Source organism: Tautonia sp. JC769, assembly GCF_040717455.1.
Lineage (GTDB): Bacteria > Planctomycetota > Planctomycetia > Isosphaerales > Isosphaeraceae > Tautonia.
The window spans coordinates 266,068-288,647 of the sequence record NZ_JBFEFH010000005.1 but is presented as its reverse complement, the minus strand read 5'-3'; the positions used below and the strand labels follow the sequence as shown (position 1 = coordinate 288,647).

The following is a 22,580-nucleotide window of genomic DNA, read 5'->3' as shown; positions in this document are numbered from 1 at the left end:
ACAGGAAGGCACCGTTCCGGGTGCAGATCCGTCGTCGTCCCCCCATCGAAAAAAGCCCGCGTCCCGCACCAAGGGGTGCGGGACGCGGGCCGTGTTGCGTTGCGGACATCGGACAGCACTCAACGAACCCGAAGGCGGTTCGCCCGGGCGATCGTGAGATTACTGCCGCTGATTCTGCTGCTGCTCAATCTGCCGCTCGATCAGGGGAACGACCCCCTTCTCGATGACCGGGCCGACCTCGCTGGGCACGAAGCTCTTGAAGCGGAGGCCATCCGGCTCGGCCACCACGGCCAGTCCGACCATGGTCGGCTCTTCGGGCGTCTGTTCCGGGGCGCGGAGGTCGTCTTCCTCGGTGGCCTGGCGGAGTTCGCCCAGCACCTGGCGGAAGCCGGTCTGCACGTCCACCATGCTCAGGGCCCGGACCCGATCCGGCAGCTCGGCACGGACCTTCTGGTACGACTCGGTCTCGCCGATCCCCTGGTCGTTGGCCAGGTAGGAATCGATCTGAGACTGGGCGTCGTCCCAGTTCTCGGCCAGCACGCTCAGGGCCTTCGAACCATCGGTGCCGACCCAGAGGGTCGTCGACTCGCCGACGATCCGCCGGAGTGCCACTACGGCCTCCGCGCGATCGATGGGCGGGTTCTCCAGGGCCTCATCGATGTTCTGATTGACGTTCTCGTTCTCGATCTTCTCCTGGACCTGGTTCTTGACCTCTTCGGTCTGTTCCTCGACCTCCTTGGTGAAGGCCTCGAAATCGTAGGTGGCCGTGATCTTGTCGAAGGTGTACCCCTCGTGCTGCTGGGCCTCCGTCTCGATCGTCAGGTCCTTGATCAGGGAGAAGTCGCGGCCCTTGATGGCCTCGACCGAAGACCGGACGGCGTCGATCAGGGCCTGGGCGTCCTCGGCCTCGATCACGCAGATCCCCTGGCGGCTCTCACCCAGTCCGAGCGAGGCCGAGCTCCGCATCAGGCCGGCCTGGCGGAACTTCTCCTTGGCCTGGTCGAATTCGGGGGAATCCAGCACCTTGGCGATCTCGGGGAAGTCTTCCTGGATCTGGTCGCCGGAGGGGATCATGCTCCACTCGATCGTCTCGGGGTCGAGCATGTTGAAGGCGTAATAGGCCGAGCCCCGCGGCAGCTTGCCCAGCTCGTCGGCCGGGTCGTCGCCCTGCTCGGCGATCTGGCGGATCGGCTCGTAATCCTCGTTCATGAGCAGCTTGCCGGAGACGCTCAGGCCCTTCTCGGCGAACGAGGCGTTCGCGGCCATGCTGCGGGCGTTCTCGGCGGCCTTGAAGACCTGCTGGTAGGCGGTCTGGATCTGCTGGGCGGTCTCGGGGTTCTCCTCGCCGAGCTGTTCGACCTGCTGGCGGAGGAACCCGCGGATCTGCTCGCCCTGGTCGGCGTACGTCTCGTTGATGGTCGCCAGGTCGACATACACGCCCAGGTCGCCATCAAGGAAGTGAGACTTCATGTCGTCCGACATGGCCTGGCCGAGGTTCTGCTCCGGGGCGGCGGCGACCTTCTTGATCAGGTCTTCATGCTGGGTGACCGCGGCGAAGCCCTGCTTCTGGACGGCGAAGATCTGCATGCCGTTGCCGGCCGTCACCACCTCGTAGCCGTCTCGCTGCTCGGGTTGGAGGTTCTGCTGGCCGGAGATCGACGCCAGGGCCGTGCGGTAATCCTGGGTCTGGAAGACCGCGATCGCCCGCGGCTTGACCCGCAACTGGGCCCCGTCCAGCTTGACCTGCTGGCCCAGCTCGTCCGGGCTGAGCACGTCGATCAGGACCAATGCCGCGGCCTCGCCCTGGCCCGCCCCGAGGCTCCGGGTGAACTCGGACACCGTGGCCTGGATCTGCGAGCCGAGCTGCTCGGCCAGGTCCGGGCTCATGGCCCGCATCATGGTGACCAGGTTGTTGGTCGCCTGCTGCATGCCGCCGACACGCACCACGACCGGCAGATCCGCCGGCAGCGTGTCCAGCCACTGGGCCTCGGCGGACTGGCCCCCGCGGGCGGCCTGGCCGGCCTGCTGCGGCTGGCCGGCTTGCTGGCCCATCGCGGCCGGGCTCGCCAGCGCCGTGGCGACGACCATCGACATCGTCAGTGGGAAGAAGGTGGTTCGGATCATGCGATGCAACTCCCTCAGAGCAAGAAGGTTCCGGGCGGGCATGCCGAGAACCGGCTTCCCCCCTGGCCGTTTCCGGTCAGCATTCAAGGGGAAGTGGCCCGCCGCTGCCCGGGTTCCCATCGCAGAACCGATGCCAGCCCCGGTGTCAAGCTGGCCAAAATGGGCCTTTCTCCCGGGCTCCCTCACCGCCGCCGTCGACGTAATTCGTGGCCAAGTACACAAAAACGAACACCGTGGGAGTTCGCGGGAAAATCCGGGATTCCTCGGGATACCTCCCCGACCGGGCCCTGGTATCCCGGAATCCGCCGGCCGAGATCGGGAGCCGATCCTCCAGGCTGGTCAACCGCGTGTCACGGATCGGCCGCTCGCCGTCCCGTTCGCGTCAAGTCGTGCGTGCGTGTGAGTTTGTTCCGGTGACGGATCGCCGATCCGACAGCCCCGCCGCCCCCTTCGGCCCGACCGGTGCCGACGTCCCGAACCGATCAACCCTTGATCACCCCGACCGGCCGGAGGCGGGCGACCTTCTTCGAGATCCCGGCCCGGTCCACCACCTCGACCACCTGATCGACGTCCTTGTAGGCGGCCGGTTGCTCCTCCGCGAGCCCCTTGTGGCCCCGGGCCCGGGCGATGATGCCCATCTGGTCCAGCTCCTTGTCGATCCGACGCCCGGCCGCGAGCTTGATGGCCGCCGTCCGGCTCATCATCCGGCCCGCCCCGTGGCAGCTCGAGCCGAACGATTGCTCCATGCTGCCCGCCTGCCCGGCCAGGACCCAGCTCGCCGTCCCCATGCTCCCGGGGATGATCACCGGCTGGCCGATCCCCTGATAGGCGTCCGGGATCTCCGGATGCCCCGGCGGGAAGGCCCGCGTCGCCCCCTTCCGGTGGACGCAGACGGTCTTGCGCAGCCGATCGCCCACCTCGTGCTCCTCGAACTTGGCGATGTTGTGCGCCACGTCGTAGACCAGGTCCAGGCCCAGCGACTCCCACGGCTTGCCGAAAATCCGGCCGAACACGAGACGCGCCTGATGCGTCAGGAGTTGCCGATTGCACCAGGCGTAATTGGCGGCGGCCCGCATGGCCCCCAGGTACGATTGCCCCTCGGGGCTCCAGACCGGGGCGCAGGCAAGCTGCCGGTCGGGCAGGGTGAAGCCGTACTCCTGCGGCGCGTTGCGGAACATCGCCAGGTGGTCATCACACACCTGGTAGCCCAGCCCCCGCGACCCGGAGTGGATCAGGACCGTGATCATCCCCTCGTGCAGGCCCATCACCCCGGCCGCCTCCGGGTCGAGGATCCGGTCGACGACCTGCACTTCGAGGAAGTGGTTCCCCGAGCCGAGGGTGCCGCACTGGTCGGCCCCCCGGGCGAAGGCACGCGGGCTGACGCGGTCGGGCTTCGCGTCTTCGAGCCGGCCGCGGGCCTCCGTGTATTCCAGGTCGCGCTCGGTCCCCCACCCCCGGCCGACGACGTAGGCCGACCCCGTTTCCATCAGCTCCGCCAGCTCATCGGGCCGGAATTTGTACGGCCCCGACTGGCCGACGCCGGTCGGGATGTCCCGATAAAGCTGGTCGACCAGCTTGCGGATGTGCGGCTTCGCGTCGTCCCAGGTCAGGTCCGACCGCAACAGCCGGACCCCGCAGTTGATGTCGTAGCCGACCCCCCCGGGGGAGATCACCCCGCCTTCCTCCGGGTCGGTCGCCGCCACCCCGCCGATGGCGAAGCCGTATCCCCAGTGGATATCGGGCATCGCCAGGCTGGCGCGCTGGATGCCGGGCAGGGTGGCCACGTTGGCCACCTGCTCCGGCCCCTGGTCCTTGCGGATTTGCTCGATCAGGCGGTCGTCGGCGAAGATCAGGCCGTCGACCCGCATGTCGTCGCGGTAGCTCTTGGGGATCTTCCACTGGCAAGGCCCGACCTTCTCGAGCGGGCCGGTGTAGGCGCCGGGCATCGGAGTCCGTCTCCCGAATTGGGTTCGCGTGGTGGAGATTGGGGCGATCCGCACGTCGCGGCGGTCGCCGCAAATCCCGATCCGACCTCCTCCGACACCCGCCCCCGACTCGACGTTCGCGTGCTCAGGGGGATGCGGCCGATCCCTCGCCGCCGTTCCCGCCCGGCGAAGACGGGCGGGCGAGCTCGGCGATCGGCAGGCGGTCGACCTGATGATCCATCTCCCCCGTCTCCTCATTCTGCCAGTAGAGCACCCGGTCCTTGAGGAAGAAGCCGTTGTTCTCGCCGAACTTCCGGACGATCGGCCGCAAGGCCCCCTCGTCGCCGGCCCGACCGGCGCGGAGGTTCCGCGACCAGCCCCGCTCCAGGTCGGTGAAGGCGTAGGCGCCGAACACGTCCTCGTCGGCAAAGAGGAGGTCGTTGACAATCCCGTCGCCGTCGAGGTCGGCGAACCGCAACCCCGAATCGAGCCGCTGCAGGCCCGAGGTCCATGCCCCCGACGGCAGGCCGAACGGCAGTTTCTCCCACATCCGGCCCTCCTCCGACCAGCGATAGACCCCGTTGACGTCCGAGATCCCCCGATCCCGGTTGGCCAGGATCGCCTCGCAACGGCCGTCGCCGTCGAGGTCCCGGAGCCGCAGGCCGTCGACGTCCACCGGCAGGCCCCGCAGGCGATTGTCGTCCATGACCCACCGGCCGCGGTCGTAGATCCAGCAGTGCTTCACCGGCCCGTCGCCGCCGATCATCACCGGCGGCCCCCCGGCGTCCAGGATCCCGAACCGGACCGCCGGGGGCCGTTCGGCCCCCTCGTGCAGGATCAGGCTCGTCGGCAAGGGGGCAAGCTCCCATCGGCGGCCGGCGGGCCGCCAGAGCTTCGTCAGCCGGGGGCCGCCGTCGCCGAGCAGCAGGTCGAGATAACCGTCCCCATCCAGGTCGACCAGCCTCACGCCGTTATCCCGGCCGAACCGGTCGCGGACCGGCTGTCCGCCGAGCAGGTGCGTGTCGATCCGTTCCTGCGCCTCCCGGAAATTGAGGAAGCGGACCCGATTCCCGTACGTCTTCGAGGCGTAATCGATGAACTCGACGACCTGATCCGGCTCGATCCAGCCGTGCGGGTGGAAGACCATCGTGAACACCCCTTGCTTGATCACGGCCGCGTCGAGCGCCCGGGACCAGTCCTCGATCGTCTTCGGGTTGTTCTCGCCGTGGAGGTTCTGCGCCTCCCAGTCGCTCGGGACCATGCACGGGAACTGCCAGCAGAGCCCGTCGACCAGGTACGGATACGGGTAATTCTCGATCCAGTTGACGAACCCTTCCGACGGCAGGTACTTCCGGAATTTCGGCGAGCCATCCGAATCGACGACCAGGCCCCGGGGCAATTCCGGGTCGTCGGCCGTCAACACCACGCAGACCGACGAGTCGATCGTCAGGAAGTGTTGCTGCTCGCTCCGCTCCCGGAAGATCTCGCGGTAGAACCGCGGGCTCGGCGAGTTCATCGAGTCGCAGCAGGGCATCCGGAAGGCGACCGGCGCATTCCCCGCGATGGTATTCAACAGATCGACGCACTCGTGATACGTGCGGGCCGCCGCGTCGAAGTCCCCCTTCTGGAGCAACGGGCAAGGGTGGTCGAGCGTGTGGGCCTCGATCGACACCCCCTCGGCGATCCAGTCGGCCACCTGGGGGCTTTCCGGGTCGACCCGGTTGGTCATGATGCTCACCGGGGCCCGCCCCTCGATCTGCTTGAGGCGGTCGAGGATGGGCCGCAAGTACCCCTCATATTTCGGGATCGTGTCCCGGAGGTCGTCGATCGCCAGGATCACCACCGCGTCGACGCCGTCCTCGCCCACCCATTGCGGCGTGGTCAGCTTCGGGAAGTCCAGGCCGACGTGGTACGGGTTGCTCTGGTCGAGGAAGGTCAGGCGGTTCGCCTCGGCCGCCCGTTCCGCGGCGCCTTCGGCTCGACGAGGGGGATCCTCGACCATCGGGACGAGCAGGACGGCGGTGGCCAGGGTCGCGGCAAGCATCATCGGGTCCTCTGCTGCGGGCGATCGTTGCGGGTCGGCCCGCCGGATCGGCTCGATCGGGCCATTATTGTCTTATCCTATCCCACTTCGCGCGCCCGACACAGAATTCTCTCGCCCGAGGCCGGCCGTTGCGCCCCGTCCTGGATTCGATCGGAGCCTTGCCCCATAATCGAACCGTCGCCGTGGCCAGGCCGCCTCGTCTGCTCCGGAGCCCGAACCATGCTCGAAGGTCTCGATGCGATCGACTGGCCGAGCTTGACCCATGCCTACGGCGAGGCCACCGACGTGCCCGACCTGCTCCGGGCCCTCCTGTCGCCCGATTCCGGCACCCGAGACGAGGCCATCCACACGCTCTTCGGCAACATCTGGCACCAGGGGACCGTCTACCCCGCCACCGCCGCCGCCGTCCCGTTCCTCTACGAAATGATGGCCGATGCCGATCTCCCCGATCCGGATGGGGTCGCGTTCCTGCTGTCCAGCATCGCCACCGGACGAGGCTACCTCGACGTCCATGCTCGCGACGATTATGGCGAACGGGCCTGGCGCGAGATCCTGTCGAAGCAAGGCCAGTCGCTTGAGGGTGAGATGGCCCGGGAAGCCTCCGAGATTCAGTCGGTCCGGTCTGCCGTCGCGCCCGGCGTGCCCCTTCTCATCCCCTTCCTCCGCTCGGAGCACGCTGAGGTCCGCGAGTCGGTGGCCGAGGCCCTCGCCGAGTATCCCGAGCACGCCCGCATCGCGCTCCCCGCCCTCGAAGACGCCGTAGTGGTCGAGGCCGAACCCGGGGTCCGGGGACTCCTCCTGGAGATGCTCCAACGGCTCCGGACGCGGCAATCCTGCTGGACGATCGGAGTCTCGCGTTGACCGACCCGCCTCCTGCCCCGGACACGTCCCCGGCCCTGGAACTCCTCGGCCTGACCCGACGCTACCCCCAGGGGGGCGGGGTCGAGGGGGTCGACCTGACCGTTTCCCCGGGTGAGCGCCTGGCGATCGTCGGGCCGTCAGGGTCCGGGAAGTCGACCCTGCTCCGCCTGATTGCCGGCCTGGAGCGGCCGGACGCCGGGGCCATCCGGATCGGGGCCGCACCCGCCACCGATTGGCCGCCGCACCGCCGAGGGCTGGCGATGGTCTTCCAGGACCAACCCCCTTATCCGCATCTCGACGTGGCCGGGAACCTCGCCTTCGGCCTCAAGGCCCGAGGGTGGACGAGGCAAGCGATCCGGCAGCGGGTCGCCGAGGTGGCCGATCTGCTCGCCCTGGGGCCGCTCCTCGCCCGGTCCCCCTCCGGACTCTCCGGAGGGGAACGCCGGCGGGTCGTCCTGGGGAGAGCCTTGGCGACCCGGCCCGACCTCCTCCTGCTCGACGAACCCTTCTCCGCCCTCGACCCCCCCCTGAGCCGCGCCATCCGATCCGACCTGATCGACCTGAACGCGCGTGGGCAAGCCGGTGCCATCTTCCTCGTCACTCACGATCAAGGGGAGGCGATGGCCTTCGGTCAGCGGCTCGCGGTCATCCGAGACGGCCGGATCATGCAGGTCGGCCCCCCTCGGGAGATCTACGCCCGACCGGCCCACCGCTTCGTGGCCGAGTTCCTGGGCGACCCGGGGGCCAACGTCCTCCGCTGCCGGATCCGGTGCGACGCGGACGTCTTACGGGTCGAGGGGCTTGTCCCGGGGGCCTCGTGGGCGGTGCCACGCGGGATCCCTTGGGTCGAGCTGCTGGCCGATCGGGCCGAGACCGAGGTCGATCTCGCGTTGCGCCCGGAACACATCGCCGTGATCGGGTCGGCAGACGCGACCGATCTGCCCGCCTCGCCGACCGTCATCGGTCGCGTCGACCGCGTGGAGCCGCAGGGGAGGGCCGTCATCGTCTCGGCCCGGGTCGGCGCGCACCGCATCCGCTTCCTGGCCTCGGGCTCGACCGTCGTGACGCCCGGGGATCGTGTCCCGCTCCGCCTGCCCCTGGGAGAGGCTTCCTGGTTCGATCCGGCGAGCGGCCGCGCCCTGGCCAATCAGGCCCCGCCGGGGTGAAACATCCGCCTCAGGGGAGCGTCCCGCCGAATTCGGTCCCCTCGTTGAACCCTCGGAGCATCACCGAGTCCGGCACCGCCTCCCGGGAGAAGTAGGGGTTCCCCTCCGGATCGGACGGCAAGGCCGACGGGATGGCCTCGGGCGGCAAGGTCCCGAGCCGGACCCCGACGCGATCGAGGACCGCCTTGGCCAGGGCTTCATCCCCGAACAGGCCGACCCGCACCCGGGCCTCGGTCGCCGGGCCCCGCTCGACGAGCGAAAGCTCCACCCGGCGGCCGTCGCTCGTGCGCCCCTTGACCGCCGTCTGCTCGGCATCGGCCTGGATCAGGCCCACGCGGCGGATGCCCAGGTCGTCCATCGCCTCGCGGAGCGCCCCCTCGACCTCGTCCCTCGGCCGGGCGAACCCCTGCGAGGCCGTCCCGGAGGCATAGGCGTAGGTCGGCACGACCAGCGAAGGACCCGATGGACCGATCGGGCCCATCGCCCGGCACCCGGCCAGGCCCGCAACCGCGACCGCCAGCCCGCCAAGTCGTCGGAATCGTCTCGCGGTCATCGATGCCACTCCCTGGCCATCGTGGTCCCTTCATCTCAATCCCATCGGGGTGTCCCCGTCCCCGGCCCGATCGGCGTCCGGATCGCTCGGCGACCAACCGGCCGCAGGCTAGCGAACCCGGCCGGAGCGGTCAATCCAAAGCTCCTCGCGGGGAGCCCTGCCATCGCCCGCCCGCGAGCCCCGACGGCCCGCCCCCCGGGCGACCCGCGCCGCGTCCCAATCGTCGGGCCCCCCGGGAACTGCCGTTGACACACGCGTACGTACGTACTATGTTCAGCCCTTCGCCGAGGGATCGGACCGACGCTCCCCCGAAGTCACGGGACGTTGTCGGAATCAGTGGCCTTGAGACGCGACTCGGGGGGACCACGGATGCAACGCGATCGCAGGGGACGCCTCCGCCGGCCCGAGCAGACTCGGGGGCTGCAGCCGATGCACCCGGCCCTGCCCGATCGCTGGGAGAGCCGGGCCCTGCGGGTGGCCATGTCCGAGGACGACTGGCATCGGCTCGAATCCTTGATCCGGCGCATCGCGTCCGACGAGCCCACGCAGGCCCGTGCCCTCGGTGCCACGCTGGCGTACCTGATGAACCACGAAGCGGCGGCCCCCGCCGAGCCCGGCCCGCTCGACTGGCTCGACTGGGAGCGCCGCAAGACCTTGCAAACGCTCCGCCTCCTCCGCCCCGGCGCCTGAACCGCGCCGGGGCGTTCCTCACGGTCGGATCAACCCCCGCGGCCCGGTCCTTCGGCTCGGAGCCGACGCCTTGCCGCATCCTCAATCAACCGGGGCCGATCCCTCTTCGTTTCGCCTTCGCACCCTTCCCAGGAGAACCAACGTGGCGACCACCGCGCCTTCGCACGATGTCAAGGATCTGGCCCTCTCTCAGGCCGGTCACAAGCGGATCTTGTGGGCCGACCGCGACATGCCGGTCCTGGCGACCATCCGGGAACGCTTCACCCAGGAGCAGCCGCTCAAGGGCCTGCGGATGTCGGCCTGCCTGCACGTGACCGCCGAGACGGCCAACCTCGCCCGGACGCTCAAGGCCGGCGGCGCCGACCTGGTCCTGATCGCCTCCAACCCCCTCTCGACCCAGGACGACGTCGCCGCCAGCCTGGTGCAGGACTTCGGCATCAGCGTCTACGCCATCAAGGGCGAGGACGAGACGAGCTACTACAAGCACATCGCCGCGGCGCTCGCCCACAAGCCGAACGTCACCATGGACGACGGGGCCGACCTCGTCAGCGCGATGATCTTCATCGCCCTGAACCGGCTCGACGACCTCCACCCCGAGGTCCGCTCGTGGGCCGCGACCCTCTCCCCCGACGAGCGGGCCAAGGTCGCCACCGAGGTCGTCGCCAGCATGGAGGAGACGACCACCGGCGTCATCCGCCTGCGGGCGATGGAGAAGGACGGCGTCCTGAAGCTGCCGGTCATCGCCGTCAACGACGCCCAGACGAAGCACTTCTTCGACAACCGCTACGGCACCGGCCAGAGCACCATCGACGGCGTCATCCGCGCCACCGACATGCTCATCGCCGGCAAGAAGGTCGTCGTCTGCGGCTACGGCTGGTGCGGCAAGGGCGTCGCCCTGCGGGCCCGGGGCATGGGCGGGCAGGTCATCATCACCGAGATCGACCCGATCCGCGCCCTCGAGGCCGCCATGGACGGGTTCGAGGTCATGCCGATCGCCGACGCCGCGAAGGTCGGCGACCTGTTCATCACCGTCACGGGCAACATCCACGTGATCCGCGATGAGCACTTCGCCGCCATGAAGGACGGCGCCATGATCTGCAACTCCGGCCACTTCAACGTCGAGCTGCAGCTCGACGGCCTGGCCAAGAAGGCCAAGGAAGTGACCAAGGGGATCCACCCGTTCGTCGACGAGTACGCGATGCCCAACGGCAACCGCCTGTACGTCCTCGGCGAAGGGCGCCTGATCAACCTCGCCGCCGCCCACGGCCACCCGGCGAGCGTCATGGACATGAGCTTCGCCGCCCAGGCGCTGGCCACCGAGTGGAGCCTGAAGAACCAGGGCAAGCTCGAACACCAGGTCTACAACGTCCCGGTCGCCGTCGACGAGTACGTCGCGAAGCTCAAGCTCCAGACGATGGGCATCGCCATCGACGACCTGACCGACGAGCAGACGAAGTACCTCAACAGCTGGGAACAGGGCACCTGATCCCGGCGTTTGATCGTCTGAATTTGCCTCGACGGTGATGAATGCCCGCGGGGCGGCCGCGCCCGGCCGCCCCGCGAGCGTCGTCCTCCTCCCCCACGCGTGTCGCCCCCGGCCGAAACCGCCACCAACCGCGCCCCCCTCGAGACCCATGCCCGAGATCCGCCCCTTCCGCGGCGTCCGCTACGACCTGGCCCGAGTCGGCGACCTGTCGCAGGCCGTCGCGCCCCCGTACGACGTCATCGGCCCCGACCTCCAGCAGGCGCTCCACGACGCCAGCCCCTACAACGTCATCCGCCTCGAACTCGGGCGCGACGAACCGGGCGACACCGACGCGAGCAACCGCTACACCCGCGCCGCGAAGCTCCTGAAGGACTGGCGCCGCGACGGCATCCTCGTCGACGAGTCCCACCCCTCCCTCTACGTCTACCACCAGACCTTCCAGGTCGAGGGGAAGTCGTACACCCGCAAGGGGTTCCTCGCCCGCGTCCGCCTCGAACCGTTCGGCGAAGGGCGCATCTACCCCCACGAAGAAACCATGTCCGGCCCGAAGGCCGACCGCCTGAAGCTCTACGAGGCGACCGGCTTCAACCTCAGCCCCATCTTCGGCCTCTACCCCGACCCTGAGAACGCCGCCTTCTCCGCCCTCGAGCACGGCATCCGCGACCGGACCCCCCTGACCGTCACCGACCACCTCGGCGTCGAGAACCAGCTCTGGCCGGTCAGCGACGTCGAGACCCTGGCCGCCGTCCAGGGCTTGATGGCCGACCGCTCCGTCTTCATCGCCGACGGCCACCACCGCTACGAGACGGCCCTGCGCTACCGGGCCGATCGCGCCGCCGCCGGCGAGCTGACCGGCCCCGACGACCCGGCCAACTTCTGCCTCATGATGCTCGTCTCGATGAGCGACCCCGGCCTGCAGATCCTGCCGACCCACCGGCTGATCCAGGGGCTGCCCTTCCTGACCTCGGGGAAGCTGGCCGAACTGCTCTCCCCCGAATTCGAGATCGAGGATTTCGGCGAGGGCCCCTCCGGCTGCCGCGCCGCCTGGCAGGAAATCGAGCTGCACGGCGACCAGAACTTGCTCGGCTTCGGCACCGCCATGGACAACCGCTGGTGCACCGCCCGGCTCCGCTCCGACGCGACGATGGATGCCCTCGTCCCCGACCACAGCCCCGATTGGCGATCCCTGGGCGTGAGCATCCTCCAGGAAATGGTGCTCAAGAAGACCTTCGGCGATCTCAAGCAAACATGCCGGTACGTCCACCTGATCGACGAGGTCCTTGAGGCGTTCCACTCCGGCGCCTGCGACCTCGCCTGCCTCGTCCCCCCGGCCGGCATGGAGCACGTCGAGGCGATCGCCTCGAACCTGGAGAAGATGCCGCCCAAGAGCACGTACTTCTACCCGAAGCTCCTGACGGGCCTGGTGCTCAATCCGATTCGGTAAGCCCGGCCGGCCTGGCATTCCCCATTGACGACGGTGGTCGATGCGTCGGTTCGGCCACCGTCGGCGTGCCCACCTGGCCGAAGTAGTCGATCGTCTCGGGCGCCGTCAGGCCGCCGGAAATGACGGTCTGCAGCGTCTCCTGGATGTTCCAGTCCAGCTCCACCACCCGATCCTCGGGCACCATCAGCAGATAGCCCGAGCTTGGGATCGGCGTCGTGGGGACATAGACGCACAGGATCGTCTGCCCGGTCCTCACGTCGCTCATCGACCGGGTCACGAATGCCGGCGCCTTCATGCCGGGATGCGGGAACTCGACCAGCACGACCCGCTGGAACGTGTTCGCCGACGCCTCCTGCATCTCCACCGCCTGGAAGGCCCCGCGCACCGCCTTGTAGATCGTGGTGACGACCGGCACGTGCAGGAGCATCCAGTCGATCGCCCGGTGCATTCGCCCCCGGGCCGCCAGGCCGAGGAAGTAGAGCAGGACCGGCAGGGTCGCCAGGTTGATGACCGGCAAGACCCACCGATACCACCAGCCCGGGAGCTGATCCGACGCCACCCCCGACGCCTCCAGCACCTGGCCGATCACCCAGCTCATCGGGGAGAAGACGACCGCGTCGAGCATCCCGTACAGCCAGAACAGGATGAAGAAGGTGATCGCGACCGGCAACGCCACCAGCAACCCGGCCATGACCCGACGACGGATCGCCCTCGACACCGCCCCGATCGGCCCTCGCTGCTCGGGCGCCTCGGGCTCGGTTCCTGCTCGACCGGGGGAGTTGCTCACGATCGCGTCTCCGGAGAAAAGTGCACACCGAACGGCCACATGACCCGGGGCGGGACCGCTCCTCGCGGGGCGTCCCCGGATCCGAGATCCACTCAGGGCTCACGACGACCCCGATCGTCCCCGCTCCATCTCGGCCCGGAAGTGACCGGGGGACCAGCGGTCCATGAACCAGTCGAACGGCCTCGGCAGGACCCGAGCGACCCCGACCACCCATCGCGCCGATCGCCCCGGGAACTGGAACGTCGATCGCCCGTCGATCCCCCGGACCATCGACCTTACCACCCGATCCACCGGCTCGGCATGCGGGGCCCGCCCGGCCTCCGCCCCCGAGGCTTCACCCATCGCCACCCGGTGGAACTCGCTCTCCGTCCGGTTCGGGCAGGTCGCCCAGACCCGCACGCCCGACCCCCTCAGCTCGTACCGCAGGCTCCGGACCAAACCGTTGATCGCGTGCTTGCTCGCCGAGTAGGCCGCCGAGTACGGCAATCCCACGAACCCGAGCACCGACGACACGATCATCACCTGCCCGCGCCCTCGGGCCTTCATGTGCCGAATCGCCTTCTGCGTCAGATCCATCGGCGCGATCAGGTTCACCTCCATGATCTCCCGGAGCATCGCCGGGTCTTCCTCCTCGAACGCCTCGTAATGCCCGATCCCGGCGTTGTTGACCAGCAGGTCCAGCCCACCCGGGAAGACCTCCATCGCCCGGTCCCAGAGCCGCTCGCGGAAGCCCCCGTCGGACAGATTCCCCGCCTCGATCACCACGCGCCCCTCGGGCAGCTCGGCGGCGAGCGATTCCAGGCGATCCCTGCGTCGGGCCGCCGCCAGCACGGTCATCCCCCGATCGATCACCAGTTGCCGCACCAGTTCCCGGCCGATCCCGGCCGATGCGCCCGTGACCAGGGCGGTCGAGATGCTCATGCGATCCGGTCCTCACGCCTCGGTGCGGGGGCCCGACTCGGCCACGTCCTCGCCCTCCCCCTCATCGTCATCGACCTGATCGACCTCGAACAGATCCGCCAGCGTCAGCCCGAAGCCGGGCAAGAGGTCGCCCCCCTCGATCCGGTCGCCGACCCGGAGCACCCGGATCGTCGTCAACGTCTCATAGTCATACACGCACCGGCTCCCCGGATACACCACCCAGACCCGGCGCACTCCCGCTTGAAAGTACTCCTCGATCTTCTCCAGCAGGTCGACCGCGGCATCCGTCGGGCTGACGACCTCGATGGCCAGTTCCGGCACCACCTCCCAGCCATGTGTCGCCGGCACCCGTCTCGTCCTCGGCCAGCGATCGAAGGACACGAACGCCACGTCCGGCCGCCGCTTCTGATTCCGCGAGGGATCGAGCTTGAACAGCATCTCCCCAACGACTCGCCCCTGTTCCGAGGTCCTCGCATGCAGGCCGAGCAGTGCAATTAGGATCGAAGCCAGGTACGTTTCTCGGGAACTCATCGGCGGCAACTCCACCACGCGACCTTCGATCACCTCGTAGTGCAGGTCCTCCGTCGGCGTCTCGGGGAGGTCAACCGCCCGAGTCGTAAGGTCGATCGTGCTGCTCTGGCTCATCGTCCTCGTCCCCTCGCTCGCCTGGGGCGTCCCTGTGACCTGAACAGAAGCATTCTACCACCGACCTGACACCCCGTCAGCCCGATCAAGCCGAACCCCCGCCCCCCGGCCGGTGTCGGTCGCCTCGGCGGGATCGCCGCTCCGGGCCGTTGTCTCCCGGAGGGCGAATCGTGTACAATACCGCATTCATCCGGACGACCTTCAACCAGACGTTCGGCTGATCGCCCGCCAATCCCACCGATTGTTCCGTTGATGACCGAACCGTCGCTCAACGCAGTGACCAAGACGAGGCACGCCGTGGCCACGATCACCGAAACCGCGCCGCAGACCCGACAGAACCCGATGACCGGGGCCGAGGCCCTGGTCGAGTCGCTCTACCGGCACGGGGTCAAGGTCGTATTCGCCTACCCGGGCGGCGCCAGCATGCCCATGCACCAGGCGTTGACGCGCTATCGCGACACCATCCGCACCATCCTGCCCCGGCACGAGCAAGGGGGGATCTTCGCCGCCGAGGGCTACGCCCGCGTGACCGGAGAGCCGGGCGTCGTCATGGCCACCTCCGGCCCCGGCGCCCTGAACCTCGTGACCGGCCTGGCCGACGCGAAGATGGACAGCCTGCCCATCGTCGCCATCACCGGCCAGGTCCCCACCGGCGTCATCGGCACCGACGCGTTCCAGGAAACGCCGATGGTCGAGGTCAGCCGATCGGTCACGAAGCACCACTACCTCGTCCAGTCGGCCCGAGACATCCCCCGGATCGTCAAGGAGGCCTTCCACATCGCCCGGACCGGCCGCCCCGGCCCGGTCCTGATCGACGTGCCGAAGGACATCCAGAATACCGTCCTCCGCGACCCCGACTTCGACCCGCCGATGAACCTGCCGGGCTACCACCTGCCCCCGGCCCCCAGCCCGGCCCGTTTGCAGGAGGTCGTCGAGGCCATCAAGGCCAGCTCCCGACCCATCATCTACTGCGGCGGCGGCGTCATCGCCTCCGCCGCCGCCGAGGAGATGCGCGAGTTCGCCAACAAGACCGGCATCCCCGTCGCCATGACGCTCCAGGGGCTCGGCTCGGTCCCGAACGACCATTACCTCTCGCTCGGCATGCTCGGCATGCACGGCACGGTCTACTCGAACTACGCCATCAACGAGGCCGACCTGCTGCTCGCCTGCGGCGTCCGCTTCGACGACCGCGTCACCGGCAAGCTCTCCGAGTTCGCCAAGCACGGCCAGATCGTCCACATCGACATCGACGCCTCGGAGATCAACAAGAACAAGGTCGCCCACATCCCCGTCCACTCCGACGTCAAGGAGGCCCTCGCCGCCCTGACGCCCCTGGTCGAGAAGGGGGACTGGCGCGACTGGCACCGCCAGATCGACACCTGGCGCGCCTCCGACCCGATGAGCTACCCCGACCGCGACGACGCCATCCTCCCCCAGTACGTCATCGACCAGTTCTCGAAGCTCACCCAGGGCGAGTTCCTCATGTCCACCGGCGTCGGCCAGCACCAGATGTGGGCCGCCCAGTGGACCTGCTTCAAGCACCCGAGGAGCTGGGTCACCTCCGGCGGCCTCGGCTCGATGGGCTTCGGGCTGCCCGCCGCCATGGGCATGCAGGCCGCCTTCCCCGACAAGCTCGTCGTCGACATCGACGGCGACGGCTCGTTCGTCATGAACATCCAGGAGCTGGCCACCGTCCACTGCGAGAAGCTGCCGGTCAAGATGGTCGTCTTGAACAACCAGCACCTCGGCATGGTCGTCCAGTGGGAAGACCGCTTCTTCGCCGGCAACCGCGCCCACACCTACCTCGGCCCGATCGACCACCCCGAGGCCACCGGTAAAGGGGCCGGCGAACTCCCCGAGGTCACCTACCCCGACCTCGTCACCGTCGCCCGGGGCTTCGGCGTGGCCGCCCGCCAGGTCCGCCACAAGGCCGACCTGATCGACGCCCTCAAGGAGATGATCGCCCATCCCGGCCCTTACGTCCTCGACGTGCTCGTCCCCTATCAGGAGCACGTCCTCCCGATGATCCCCGCCGGCATGACGGTCAAGGAAATCATCAAGAAGTGACCCTCCCGCCGGTCGGGCCGGTCGTCTCCCAGGGACTGGCACGGGACCGATCGATCAGTCGACCCGACCGGTGCACACGCCGATCGCCCCATCTTCGAAGGGCCTGAGTGATCCTCGATCCTCAGGCCCTTCTCCCTTTCAGATCGATCGATCCTCGTCGACCGTCGATCCCCCGGCCCGCGCAAGACCGCGGCCGGCGGGTCGGGACCGTTCGAGACGATTCCAACCCACCGGCCGTCCGGTCAACCTGGGCCAACTGAAACGGGGACCCGCCCCTCAGTTGGCCCAGGCGAGTTCGTCGACCAGCAACCCATACTTCTTCATCTTCTTGTACAGGGTCGTCCGATTGATGTCGAGCACCCTCGCCGTCTCCTGGCGATTCCAGCCGAGCGCCTTGAGCGCCTCGAGGATGATCTGCTTCTCCGGCTCCTCAAGCGCCTCCTTCAAGGGGCGGATGTGGCTCAGGTCCCCCCGGAACTCCGCGGATCCCCGGCCGGCCGACGCGGGAGGGTTGGAGAAGATCAGGTCGTTCGGCTCGATCAGGCGGCCTCGGCAGATCAGGACCGCCCGCTCGACCACCGCCTCCAGCTCCCGGACGTTGCAGGGCCAGTGATAGCGCTTCATCATCGCCATCGCCTCGGAGCTGAAGCCGGTCACCGTCCGGTCGTTCCGCTGGGCGGCCCGGAAGCGGAAGTGGTCGGCCAGGCGGTCCAGGTCGGTCCCCCGGTGCCGCAACGGCGGGAGCTTCAGGCTCGCCACGCTCATCCGGTACCAGAGATCCTGGCGGAATCCCCCCTTGGCCACCCGTTCCTCCAGGTTCTCCCTCGTCCCGAGGATCAGACGCACGTCGGCCCGCTCCGGCCGCGTCGCCCCGATCGGCTCATACACCCCGTCACGGAGCAGCCGAAGCAGCTTCGCCTGCAACTCCGGCCCGAGCGCCGCGACGTCGTCGATGTACAGCGTCCCCCCCTCGGCCCGTTCGATCTGGCCCGGGATCGCGGGCCGGAGCATCGGCCGCTCGCCGAAGAGCAGCCGGTCGATCTCCCCCGCCGACGACTCGTCCGCGCCGCGCACCTCGACGAACGGCCCCGCATTCCGGGGGCTCCGCTGGTGGATCATCCGGGCCACCAGGCTCTTGCCCGTCCCCGGCTCCCCCTGGATCAGGACCGTCGCTCGGGTCGAGGCGATCGTCTCGGCCAGTTCCAGGGTCTGTCTCAGGCTCTCATCCTCCCCGACCAGGGCCAACGGCTCCCGAGACCGACCCGGATCGCCCGCCGGCGGGTTCGAGCCGGCCGAGCCGTTGAGGAAGGTCCAGCCGTGGGCCGACTCCAGCACCGTCGCCCCCTTCGTCGCCGCGTTCGACCCGCGGCCCTCCCCCGGGGCGGTCATCGCCCCCACCGCCGTCCGGGCCGCGGGCTCGGCCTGCCCGAGGGCCTGCGACACGGCGGCCCGCAGTTGCGTCGCCGGCAACGGGAACCGCAAGACGGCGTCCGCCCCCCGCTGTCGTGCCTCTCGGGTCCGCTCGGCGTCGCCGACCGAGAAGAGCAGGATCACCGGGAGCGCCGGGAACTTCCGCTTCATGTAGTGCAGCAATTCCAGGCAGTCCGGGTCTTCCGGCTCCACTCCCGCGACGATCACGTCCACCCCCCCCCGTTCCAGTCGTCGGACGGCGGCCGGGTCGTTCGGCGCCTCCTCCAGCTCGACGGCCAGCGTCTGGAGCATCGAGGCAAGCAGCGTGCGAGCCGACGAATCGGGGTGAACAATAAGGATTCGGTTCTCGTTCATGGGTGCTTCTCGATGCCAGCCCGCCGCCTTCGATGACGGGGCTGCCAGCGTCCTTCACAAGGGGCCGAAGCCATTCGGCCGGCTCGAGCAGGGTCTGACGCAACGGTCCGATCAGAGATCACTCTGGGGGAGTGGGTGGAGAGCAAGGCGGAACAGGGCAGAACAGAGCAGAGCAGGGGAGCTCTCGCCGACTCGAGACATCCTGAACGTCTCGACGAGATCAGGTCGGATGGACGGGTGGCCCTCCCTTCTTTTTCCTCGCCTCCGGGGCGAAGGGCGGCCGGGAACCGAGGCGTCACGCCCGAGGGTGGCTGCGACGGTACGCCTCGATGAGTCGCTCGCGAGACACATGCGTATAGACCTGGGTCGTCGTCAGTCGGCGATGACCGAGCAATTCCTGCACGCTCCGCAGGTCGGCACCCTGGTCGAGCAGATGGGTCGCGAAACTGTGCCGCAAGGCATGCGGGCTGGCGTTCGGGTCGAGCCCCTGCGCCCGCAAATGGTTCTGGAAGAGCCGATCGACGCTCCGGGTCGAGAGCCTCCGGCCGTACCGATTCAGGAAGATCGCCGGCTCTCCCGCCCGATCCGGCTGCCGGACCTCCAGCCATCGGGCCAGCCAGTTCATCGCCTCCGGGCCGATCGGCGCCAGCCGTTCGCGACGCCCCTTGCCCCGGACCCTGACCGTCCCCCGCTCCGGGTCCAGGTCGTCCAGGTCCAGGCCCACCAGCTCGGCGACCCGGAGGCCGCCGCCATAGAGCGTCTCGAACATCGCCCGGTCTCGGATCCCCAGCGGGGTCTCGGTCGCCATGCCGTCGAGCAGCGTCACCACGTCCTCGACCCGCAAGGCCCTCGGCAGCCGCTTCGGCTGCTTCGGGTTGCGGAGCCCGGCCGTCGGGTCCACCGACACCGCCCCTTGCCTCCGGTGAAATCGGAAAAAGCTCCGAAGGCTCGCCAGCCGACGCGCCATCGTCCCGGCCGAGTAGCCCCGCCCGGCCAGCCAGGCCGAGAAGCTTCGCAGCCGCTTCGCATCGACCCGGAGCGGGTCCTGGTCGGCCCCTCCCCCGGTCTCGGCCAGGAATTCGGCATAAACCGCCAGGTCCCCGGCATAGCCCCTGATCGTGTGCGCCGACGCACCCCGCTCGCGGCGAAGATGGTCGAGGAACGCGGAGATGGACGGATGCGTCATGGCCCCCACTCGCCTCACGCTCGGAGCAATCGTGACCCCGGAGAGGCCCCCGACAACCGGGCCGGCCTCGCCCATGCTCTGATCGGCTCGATGCAGGTCCCGACGCGAGTTCACCTGACAGGCCCCCCGGGCGATCCGACCTCTCGCGCCATCGCCCGATCCGTTCCTCGGGAATTGACCCGTCTGAGGTGATGTCATTGCTCAAGTAAACCTGTTGCGAGTCAAGAAAACACAGAACAGGTTCGTGAATGGTGTCGAAGCTCGACGCGGATGATGTCGAAGGTAATCAGCTTACGATTCGGGGGTGGTGGTGTGACGTCGAGGCGACGCGTCCCGATCGAAAAAAACGCGATCTCATCCGACCTTCACCGGTCCTTCGCCGCTTGCTCCGGCCGGGCCCCGGAGTCAGACCCGGACCGATTGCGATGCCCGCGCCCGCGTGTTAATCTCGGGAGGATGGGCGAAGGACTTGGACCCAAGCGATTCCAGGAGCGGTCGACGCCATGTCATTCCAAGGCGAGGGAGAGACCCTGACCCATCGCCTCATCCTCCCGAGAGACGCCAACCACCACGGGACCCTCTACGCCGGCGTCCTGCTCTCGCTCGCGCTCGAGGCCGCCTATGCGACCGGCTATCGGACCCTCGGGGAATCCGCCAACCTCGTGCTCAAGCGCGTGCTCGACCTCCGCTGCTTCGAGCCGGTGCCGGTCGGCCGGGTCGTCGAGCTGCGCGGCAGGGAGGTCCACCGGACCCGCGCCCAGGTCGTCGTCGCCCTGCGCGGGATGCCGCTCGTCGGCCGCTCCCGGGACTGGATGGACGGCCTGATGCAGTTCGTCCAGGTCGATGCCGGCGGCCGCCCGGTCCCGATCGGCGGGCCGAACGACCCGGAAAGCCTCCCCGCCCCGGCCCCCTGGCGAGAGCTCCAGCGCCGGGCCTTGCAGCTCCTGGCCGTCCGGGTCCGGTCCGGTCGCGAGCCCTCCCCCTGATCGTCCTCGTTGTTCAGTGATGGGGGGATCGGAGCGATCCGCTCGCCCTTCGCCCCTCACCTGGCCCGCCCGCCGGCCGATCAATCCCCGAGCGTGCCCAGGGCGTCCTCTTCCGACGAGTCCTCGGGCGGCCTCATGGGCAACTGGAAGAGGAACTGCGACCCGACCCCCTGGGTCGAGGTCACGACGATCTGCCCGCCGTGTTCCCGGACGATCTTGTCCGACACCGGCAGGCCGAGCCCGGTGCCCCTCGCCCCCTTGGTGGACGAGAAGATCTCGAAGATGGTCGCCAGCTCCGACTCGGGGATCCCGACCCCGTTGTCCTCGACCGCCACCAGGGCCAGCTGCCGCTCCTCGTCCAGGCCGGTCGAGATCCGCACCAGGGCCCCGGGCCGCCCCTCCGCGGCGTCCAGGGCGTTGGTCACGACGTTCAGCACCGCCCGGTGGATGCCGTCCGGGTCGAGCTGCACGGTCGGCAGGCCCTCGGCCGGTTGCCAGTCGATCGTCACGCCCAGCTCGGCGGCCCGAGACTGCATCAGCTCCACCACGTCCCCCACCACCTCGTTCAGGTCCGTCGGCTCCAGGGCCGGCTCCCGGTCCTTCGAGAAGGAGAGCATGTCCATCACCAGGTTGTAGATCTTCGCCTGGTTCTTCTCGACGATCCCCCAGCCCTTGCGGGTGATCTCGTCGTCCTGCTGGCCCAGCCCCATCTCGACGAGGTAGCTCCCCCCCTTGATCCCCTGCATGATGTTCTTGATGTGGTGGCTCAGCGTGGCGATCGTCTGGCCGACGGCCGCCAGGCGTTCGGCCTCCACCTTGTCCCGGTAGAAGTTCGTGCTCTCGATCGCCAGGCCCGACTGGTGGCCGATGGCGACCATCAGCATCAAGTGCTCCTGCGTGAACTTCCCGCGCGGCCGGCCCCGCTCCGGCCCGTCGATCACCATCTCCCGGGAGCCCCTCACGTCGGCATACAGGACCCCGAGCGTCGTGTGCCTCCCCTGGACCGGCACGCAGATCGCCTCCCGGATGCCGTAGTCGACGATCGACTGCGACGGCCCGAACCGCCGGTCGACCGGGGCGTCGAAGGTGATGACACCCTGGCCCTCGGTCAGCACGTGGTCGACGATCGACCGCGAGATCCGCATCCGCTCGTCCGGGTCCTGCACCGGGCCCCGCCACCGGACGGCCTTCGGCGTCAGCTCCCCCGACCGTTCGAACAGGAGGATCGCCCCCCGGTCGGCCCCGATCGACTCGAACACCAGCTCCAGGATCTGCGGCAGCAGCGCCTCGGGGTCGAGCACGTCGCTGATGGCCCGGGTCGCCTGATACATCACCGACAGGTTCGCCAGCCGGACCTTCAGCCACTCGCCGGCCGACTCCGGGGCGCCGAGCACCTGAGAGCCGTGCCCGACCGGCAGGCTCCGGACGATCTCCGAGCGGTCTTCCGCCCTGGCCAGCGCCAGCACGTCGACCCGGTCGGTCAGGTCGTCCTTGGCCGACGGGCCGGCGTCGTACAGCAGCACGGTCGAGCCGATCTGGACCCGGTCGCCCGACTTCAGCAGGGCGTCGTCGATCAACTGGCCGTTGAGGAACGTCCCGTTGGCGGAGCGGAGGTCCACGAGCCGCACCGCCCCCCCCGCCTCGGGCCGGATCTCGGCGTGGCGGCGCGAGACCTCGCTGTCGTACAGCCGGATCGGGCTGGAACGCTCCCGGCCCAGCGTGGTCGGCCGCTCCGACAGCTCGAAACGCTTGCCCCGATCGGCCCCCTGGACCACCAGCAACGAGGCCACGGCGATGCTCCCCCGATCGTGTCGAGGAGGCCCCTCCGGGCCGTTCCCGGAGGATCCTCCCCTCCTCGCCCAAGGCTAGCCATACGGTTCCGGCCCCGTCAACCCGCGCCCCTCGCCGCC

17 protein-coding genes are annotated in these 22,580 nt (G+C 69.0%); 7 read left to right on the top strand and 10 right to left on the bottom strand.

All coding sequences use genetic code 11. The features are described 5' to 3' along the window. Nucleotides 1-159 precede the first annotated feature (159 nt). The 3 genes from AB1L88_RS07935 to AB1L88_RS07925 form a co-directional block, all read right to left on the bottom strand. Nucleotides 160-2,124: a hypothetical protein gene (locus AB1L88_RS07935; RefSeq protein ID WP_367096105.1), complete on the bottom strand. Its 1,965-nt coding sequence runs from the start codon at nt 2,122-2,124 to the stop codon at nt 160-162. Nucleotides 2,125-2,606: 482 nt separating this feature from the next. Continuing rightward, nucleotides 2,607-4,070: an RtcB family protein gene (locus AB1L88_RS07930; RefSeq protein WP_367096104.1), complete on the bottom strand. Its 1,464-nt coding sequence runs from the start codon at nt 4,068-4,070 to the stop codon at nt 2,607-2,609. 124 nt (nt 4,071-4,194) lie between these two features. Continuing rightward, on the bottom strand, nt 4,195-6,096 hold the full coding sequence (locus AB1L88_RS07925; RefSeq protein ID WP_367096103.1) for a polysaccharide deacetylase family protein: 1,902 nt from the start codon (nt 6,094-6,096) through the stop codon (nt 4,195-4,197). A gap of 216 nt (nt 6,097-6,312) precedes the next feature. Between AB1L88_RS07925 and AB1L88_RS07920 the strand changes: the two genes are divergently transcribed. After that, the gene (locus AB1L88_RS07920) at nt 6,313-6,954 is read left to right on the top strand and encodes a HEAT repeat domain-containing protein (protein WP_367096102.1); all 642 of its coding nucleotides are present in this window, start codon (nt 6,313-6,315) and stop codon (nt 6,952-6,954) included. Beyond that, on the top strand, nt 6,951-8,120 hold the full coding sequence (locus AB1L88_RS07915; protein ID WP_367096101.1) for an ABC transporter ATP-binding protein: 1,170 nt from the start codon (nt 6,951-6,953) through the stop codon (nt 8,118-8,120). Before AB1L88_RS07920 ends, AB1L88_RS07915 begins: the two co-directional genes overlap by 4 nt. Before the next feature lie 10 nt (nt 8,121-8,130). Here AB1L88_RS07915 and AB1L88_RS07910 read toward each other — a convergent pair whose 3' ends face one another. Next, nucleotides 8,131-8,673: a DUF3568 family protein gene (locus AB1L88_RS07910; RefSeq protein WP_367096100.1), complete on the bottom strand. Its 543-nt coding sequence runs from the start codon at nt 8,671-8,673 to the stop codon at nt 8,131-8,133. 369 nt (nt 8,674-9,042) lie between these two features. Here AB1L88_RS07910 and AB1L88_RS07905 point away from each other — a divergent pair, with 369 nt between their 5' ends. The 3 genes from AB1L88_RS07905 (at nt 9,043) to AB1L88_RS07895 (ending at nt 12,293) form a co-directional block, all read left to right on the top strand. Next, nucleotides 9,043-9,363: a hypothetical protein gene (locus AB1L88_RS07905; RefSeq protein ID WP_367096099.1), complete on the top strand. Its 321-nt coding sequence runs from the start codon at nt 9,043-9,045 to the stop codon at nt 9,361-9,363. 142 nt (nt 9,364-9,505) lie between these two features. Further along, complete coding sequence (gene ahcY, locus AB1L88_RS07900) at nt 9,506-10,849, top strand: adenosylhomocysteinase (RefSeq protein ID WP_367096098.1); 1,344 nt, start codon at nt 9,506-9,508, stop codon at nt 10,847-10,849. A gap of 148 nt (nt 10,850-10,997) precedes the next feature. Further along, nucleotides 10,998-12,293, top strand: coding sequence for a DUF1015 domain-containing protein (locus tag AB1L88_RS07895; protein ID WP_367096097.1), 1,296 nt, complete (start codon nt 10,998-11,000; stop codon nt 12,291-12,293). Here the strand turns inward: AB1L88_RS07895 and AB1L88_RS07890 are convergent. From AB1L88_RS07890 to AB1L88_RS07880, 3 genes are all read right to left on the bottom strand, one after another. Beyond that, on the bottom strand, nt 12,277-13,080 hold the full coding sequence (locus AB1L88_RS07890; protein WP_367096096.1) for a DUF502 domain-containing protein: 804 nt from the start codon (nt 13,078-13,080) through the stop codon (nt 12,277-12,279). The two genes, AB1L88_RS07895 and AB1L88_RS07890, sit on opposite strands and share 17 nt — an antisense overlap. Nucleotides 13,081-13,179: 99 nt before the next feature. Then, nucleotides 13,180-14,001 carry an SDR family NAD(P)-dependent oxidoreductase gene (locus tag AB1L88_RS07885; protein WP_367096095.1) on the bottom strand — a complete coding sequence of 274 codons (822 nt, stop codon included), beginning with the start codon at nt 13,999-14,001 and terminating at the stop codon, nt 13,180-13,182. 12 nt (nt 14,002-14,013) lie between these two features. Further along, entirely contained in the window at nt 14,014-14,646 is a 633-nt protein-coding gene (locus AB1L88_RS07880) for a Uma2 family endonuclease (RefSeq protein WP_367096094.1), read from the bottom strand. A gap of 342 nt (nt 14,647-14,988) precedes the next feature. Between AB1L88_RS07880 and ilvB the strand changes: the two genes are divergently transcribed. Continuing rightward, complete coding sequence (ilvB, locus tag AB1L88_RS07875; RefSeq protein WP_367096143.1) at nt 14,989-16,713, top strand: biosynthetic-type acetolactate synthase large subunit; 1,725 nt, start codon at nt 14,989-14,991, stop codon at nt 16,711-16,713. 276 nt (nt 16,714-16,989) lie between these two features. Here ilvB and AB1L88_RS07870 read toward each other — a convergent pair whose 3' ends face one another. Beyond that, a complete protein-coding gene (locus AB1L88_RS07870) occupies nt 16,990-18,498 on the bottom strand; it encodes a sigma-54 dependent transcriptional regulator (RefSeq protein WP_367096093.1) in 1,509 nt (502 codons plus the stop codon). Between the two features lie 295 nt (nt 18,499-18,793). Continuing rightward, nucleotides 18,794-19,684, bottom strand: a complete 891-nt coding sequence (locus AB1L88_RS07865) for a tyrosine recombinase XerC (protein WP_367096092.1) — start codon at nt 19,682-19,684, stop codon at nt 18,794-18,796. A gap of 503 nt (nt 19,685-20,187) precedes the next feature. On the opposite strand from AB1L88_RS07865, the gene AB1L88_RS07860 reads away from it, so the two are divergent. Next, complete coding sequence (locus AB1L88_RS07860) at nt 20,188-20,670, top strand: hotdog domain-containing protein (RefSeq protein WP_367096091.1); 483 nt, start codon at nt 20,188-20,190, stop codon at nt 20,668-20,670. 80 nt (nt 20,671-20,750) lie between these two features. Here AB1L88_RS07860 and AB1L88_RS07855 read toward each other — a convergent pair whose 3' ends face one another. After that, the gene (locus AB1L88_RS07855; RefSeq protein ID WP_367096090.1) at nt 20,751-22,460 is read right to left on the bottom strand and encodes an ATP-binding protein; all 1,710 of its coding nucleotides are present in this window, start codon (nt 22,458-22,460) and stop codon (nt 20,751-20,753) included. Nucleotides 22,461-22,580: the final 120 nt, after the last annotated feature.

Bases quoted from the DNA above. Each gene is read 5' to 3' on its own strand.
- ilvB (WP_367096143.1), top strand. From the start codon at position 14,989: ATGACCGGGGCCGAGGCCCTGGTCGAGTCGCTCTACCGGCACGGGGTC.
- AB1L88_RS07870 (WP_367096093.1), bottom strand. From the start codon at position 18,498: ATGAACGAGAACCGAATCCTTATTGTTCACCCCGATTCGTCGGCTCGC.
- AB1L88_RS07895 (WP_367096097.1), top strand. From the start codon at position 10,998: ATGCCCGAGATCCGCCCCTTCCGCGGCGTCCGCTACGACCTGGCCCGA.
- AB1L88_RS07930 (WP_367096104.1), bottom strand. From the start codon at position 4,070: ATGCCCGGCGCCTACACCGGCCCGCTCGAGAAGGTCGGGCCTTGCCAG.
- AB1L88_RS07865 (WP_367096092.1), bottom strand. From the start codon at position 19,684: ATGACGCATCCGTCCATCTCCGCGTTCCTCGACCATCTTCGCCGCGAG.
- AB1L88_RS07910 (WP_367096100.1), bottom strand. From the start codon at position 8,673: ATGACCGCGAGACGATTCCGACGACTTGGCGGGCTGGCGGTCGCGGTT.
- AB1L88_RS07880 (WP_367096094.1), bottom strand. From the start codon at position 14,646: ATGAGCCAGAGCAGCACGATCGACCTTACGACTCGGGCGGTTGACCTC.
- AB1L88_RS07905 (WP_367096099.1), top strand. From the start codon at position 9,043: ATGCAACGCGATCGCAGGGGACGCCTCCGCCGGCCCGAGCAGACTCGG.
- AB1L88_RS07885 (WP_367096095.1), bottom strand. From the start codon at position 14,001: ATGAGCATCTCGACCGCCCTGGTCACGGGCGCATCGGCCGGGATCGGC.
- AB1L88_RS07860 (WP_367096091.1), top strand. From the start codon at position 20,188: ATGTCATTCCAAGGCGAGGGAGAGACCCTGACCCATCGCCTCATCCTC.
- AB1L88_RS07925 (WP_367096103.1), bottom strand. From the start codon at position 6,096: ATGATGCTTGCCGCGACCCTGGCCACCGCCGTCCTGCTCGTCCCGATG.
- AB1L88_RS07935 (WP_367096105.1), bottom strand. From the start codon at position 2,124: ATGATCCGAACCACCTTCTTCCCACTGACGATGTCGATGGTCGTCGCC.
- AB1L88_RS07920 (WP_367096102.1), top strand. From the start codon at position 6,313: ATGCTCGAAGGTCTCGATGCGATCGACTGGCCGAGCTTGACCCATGCC.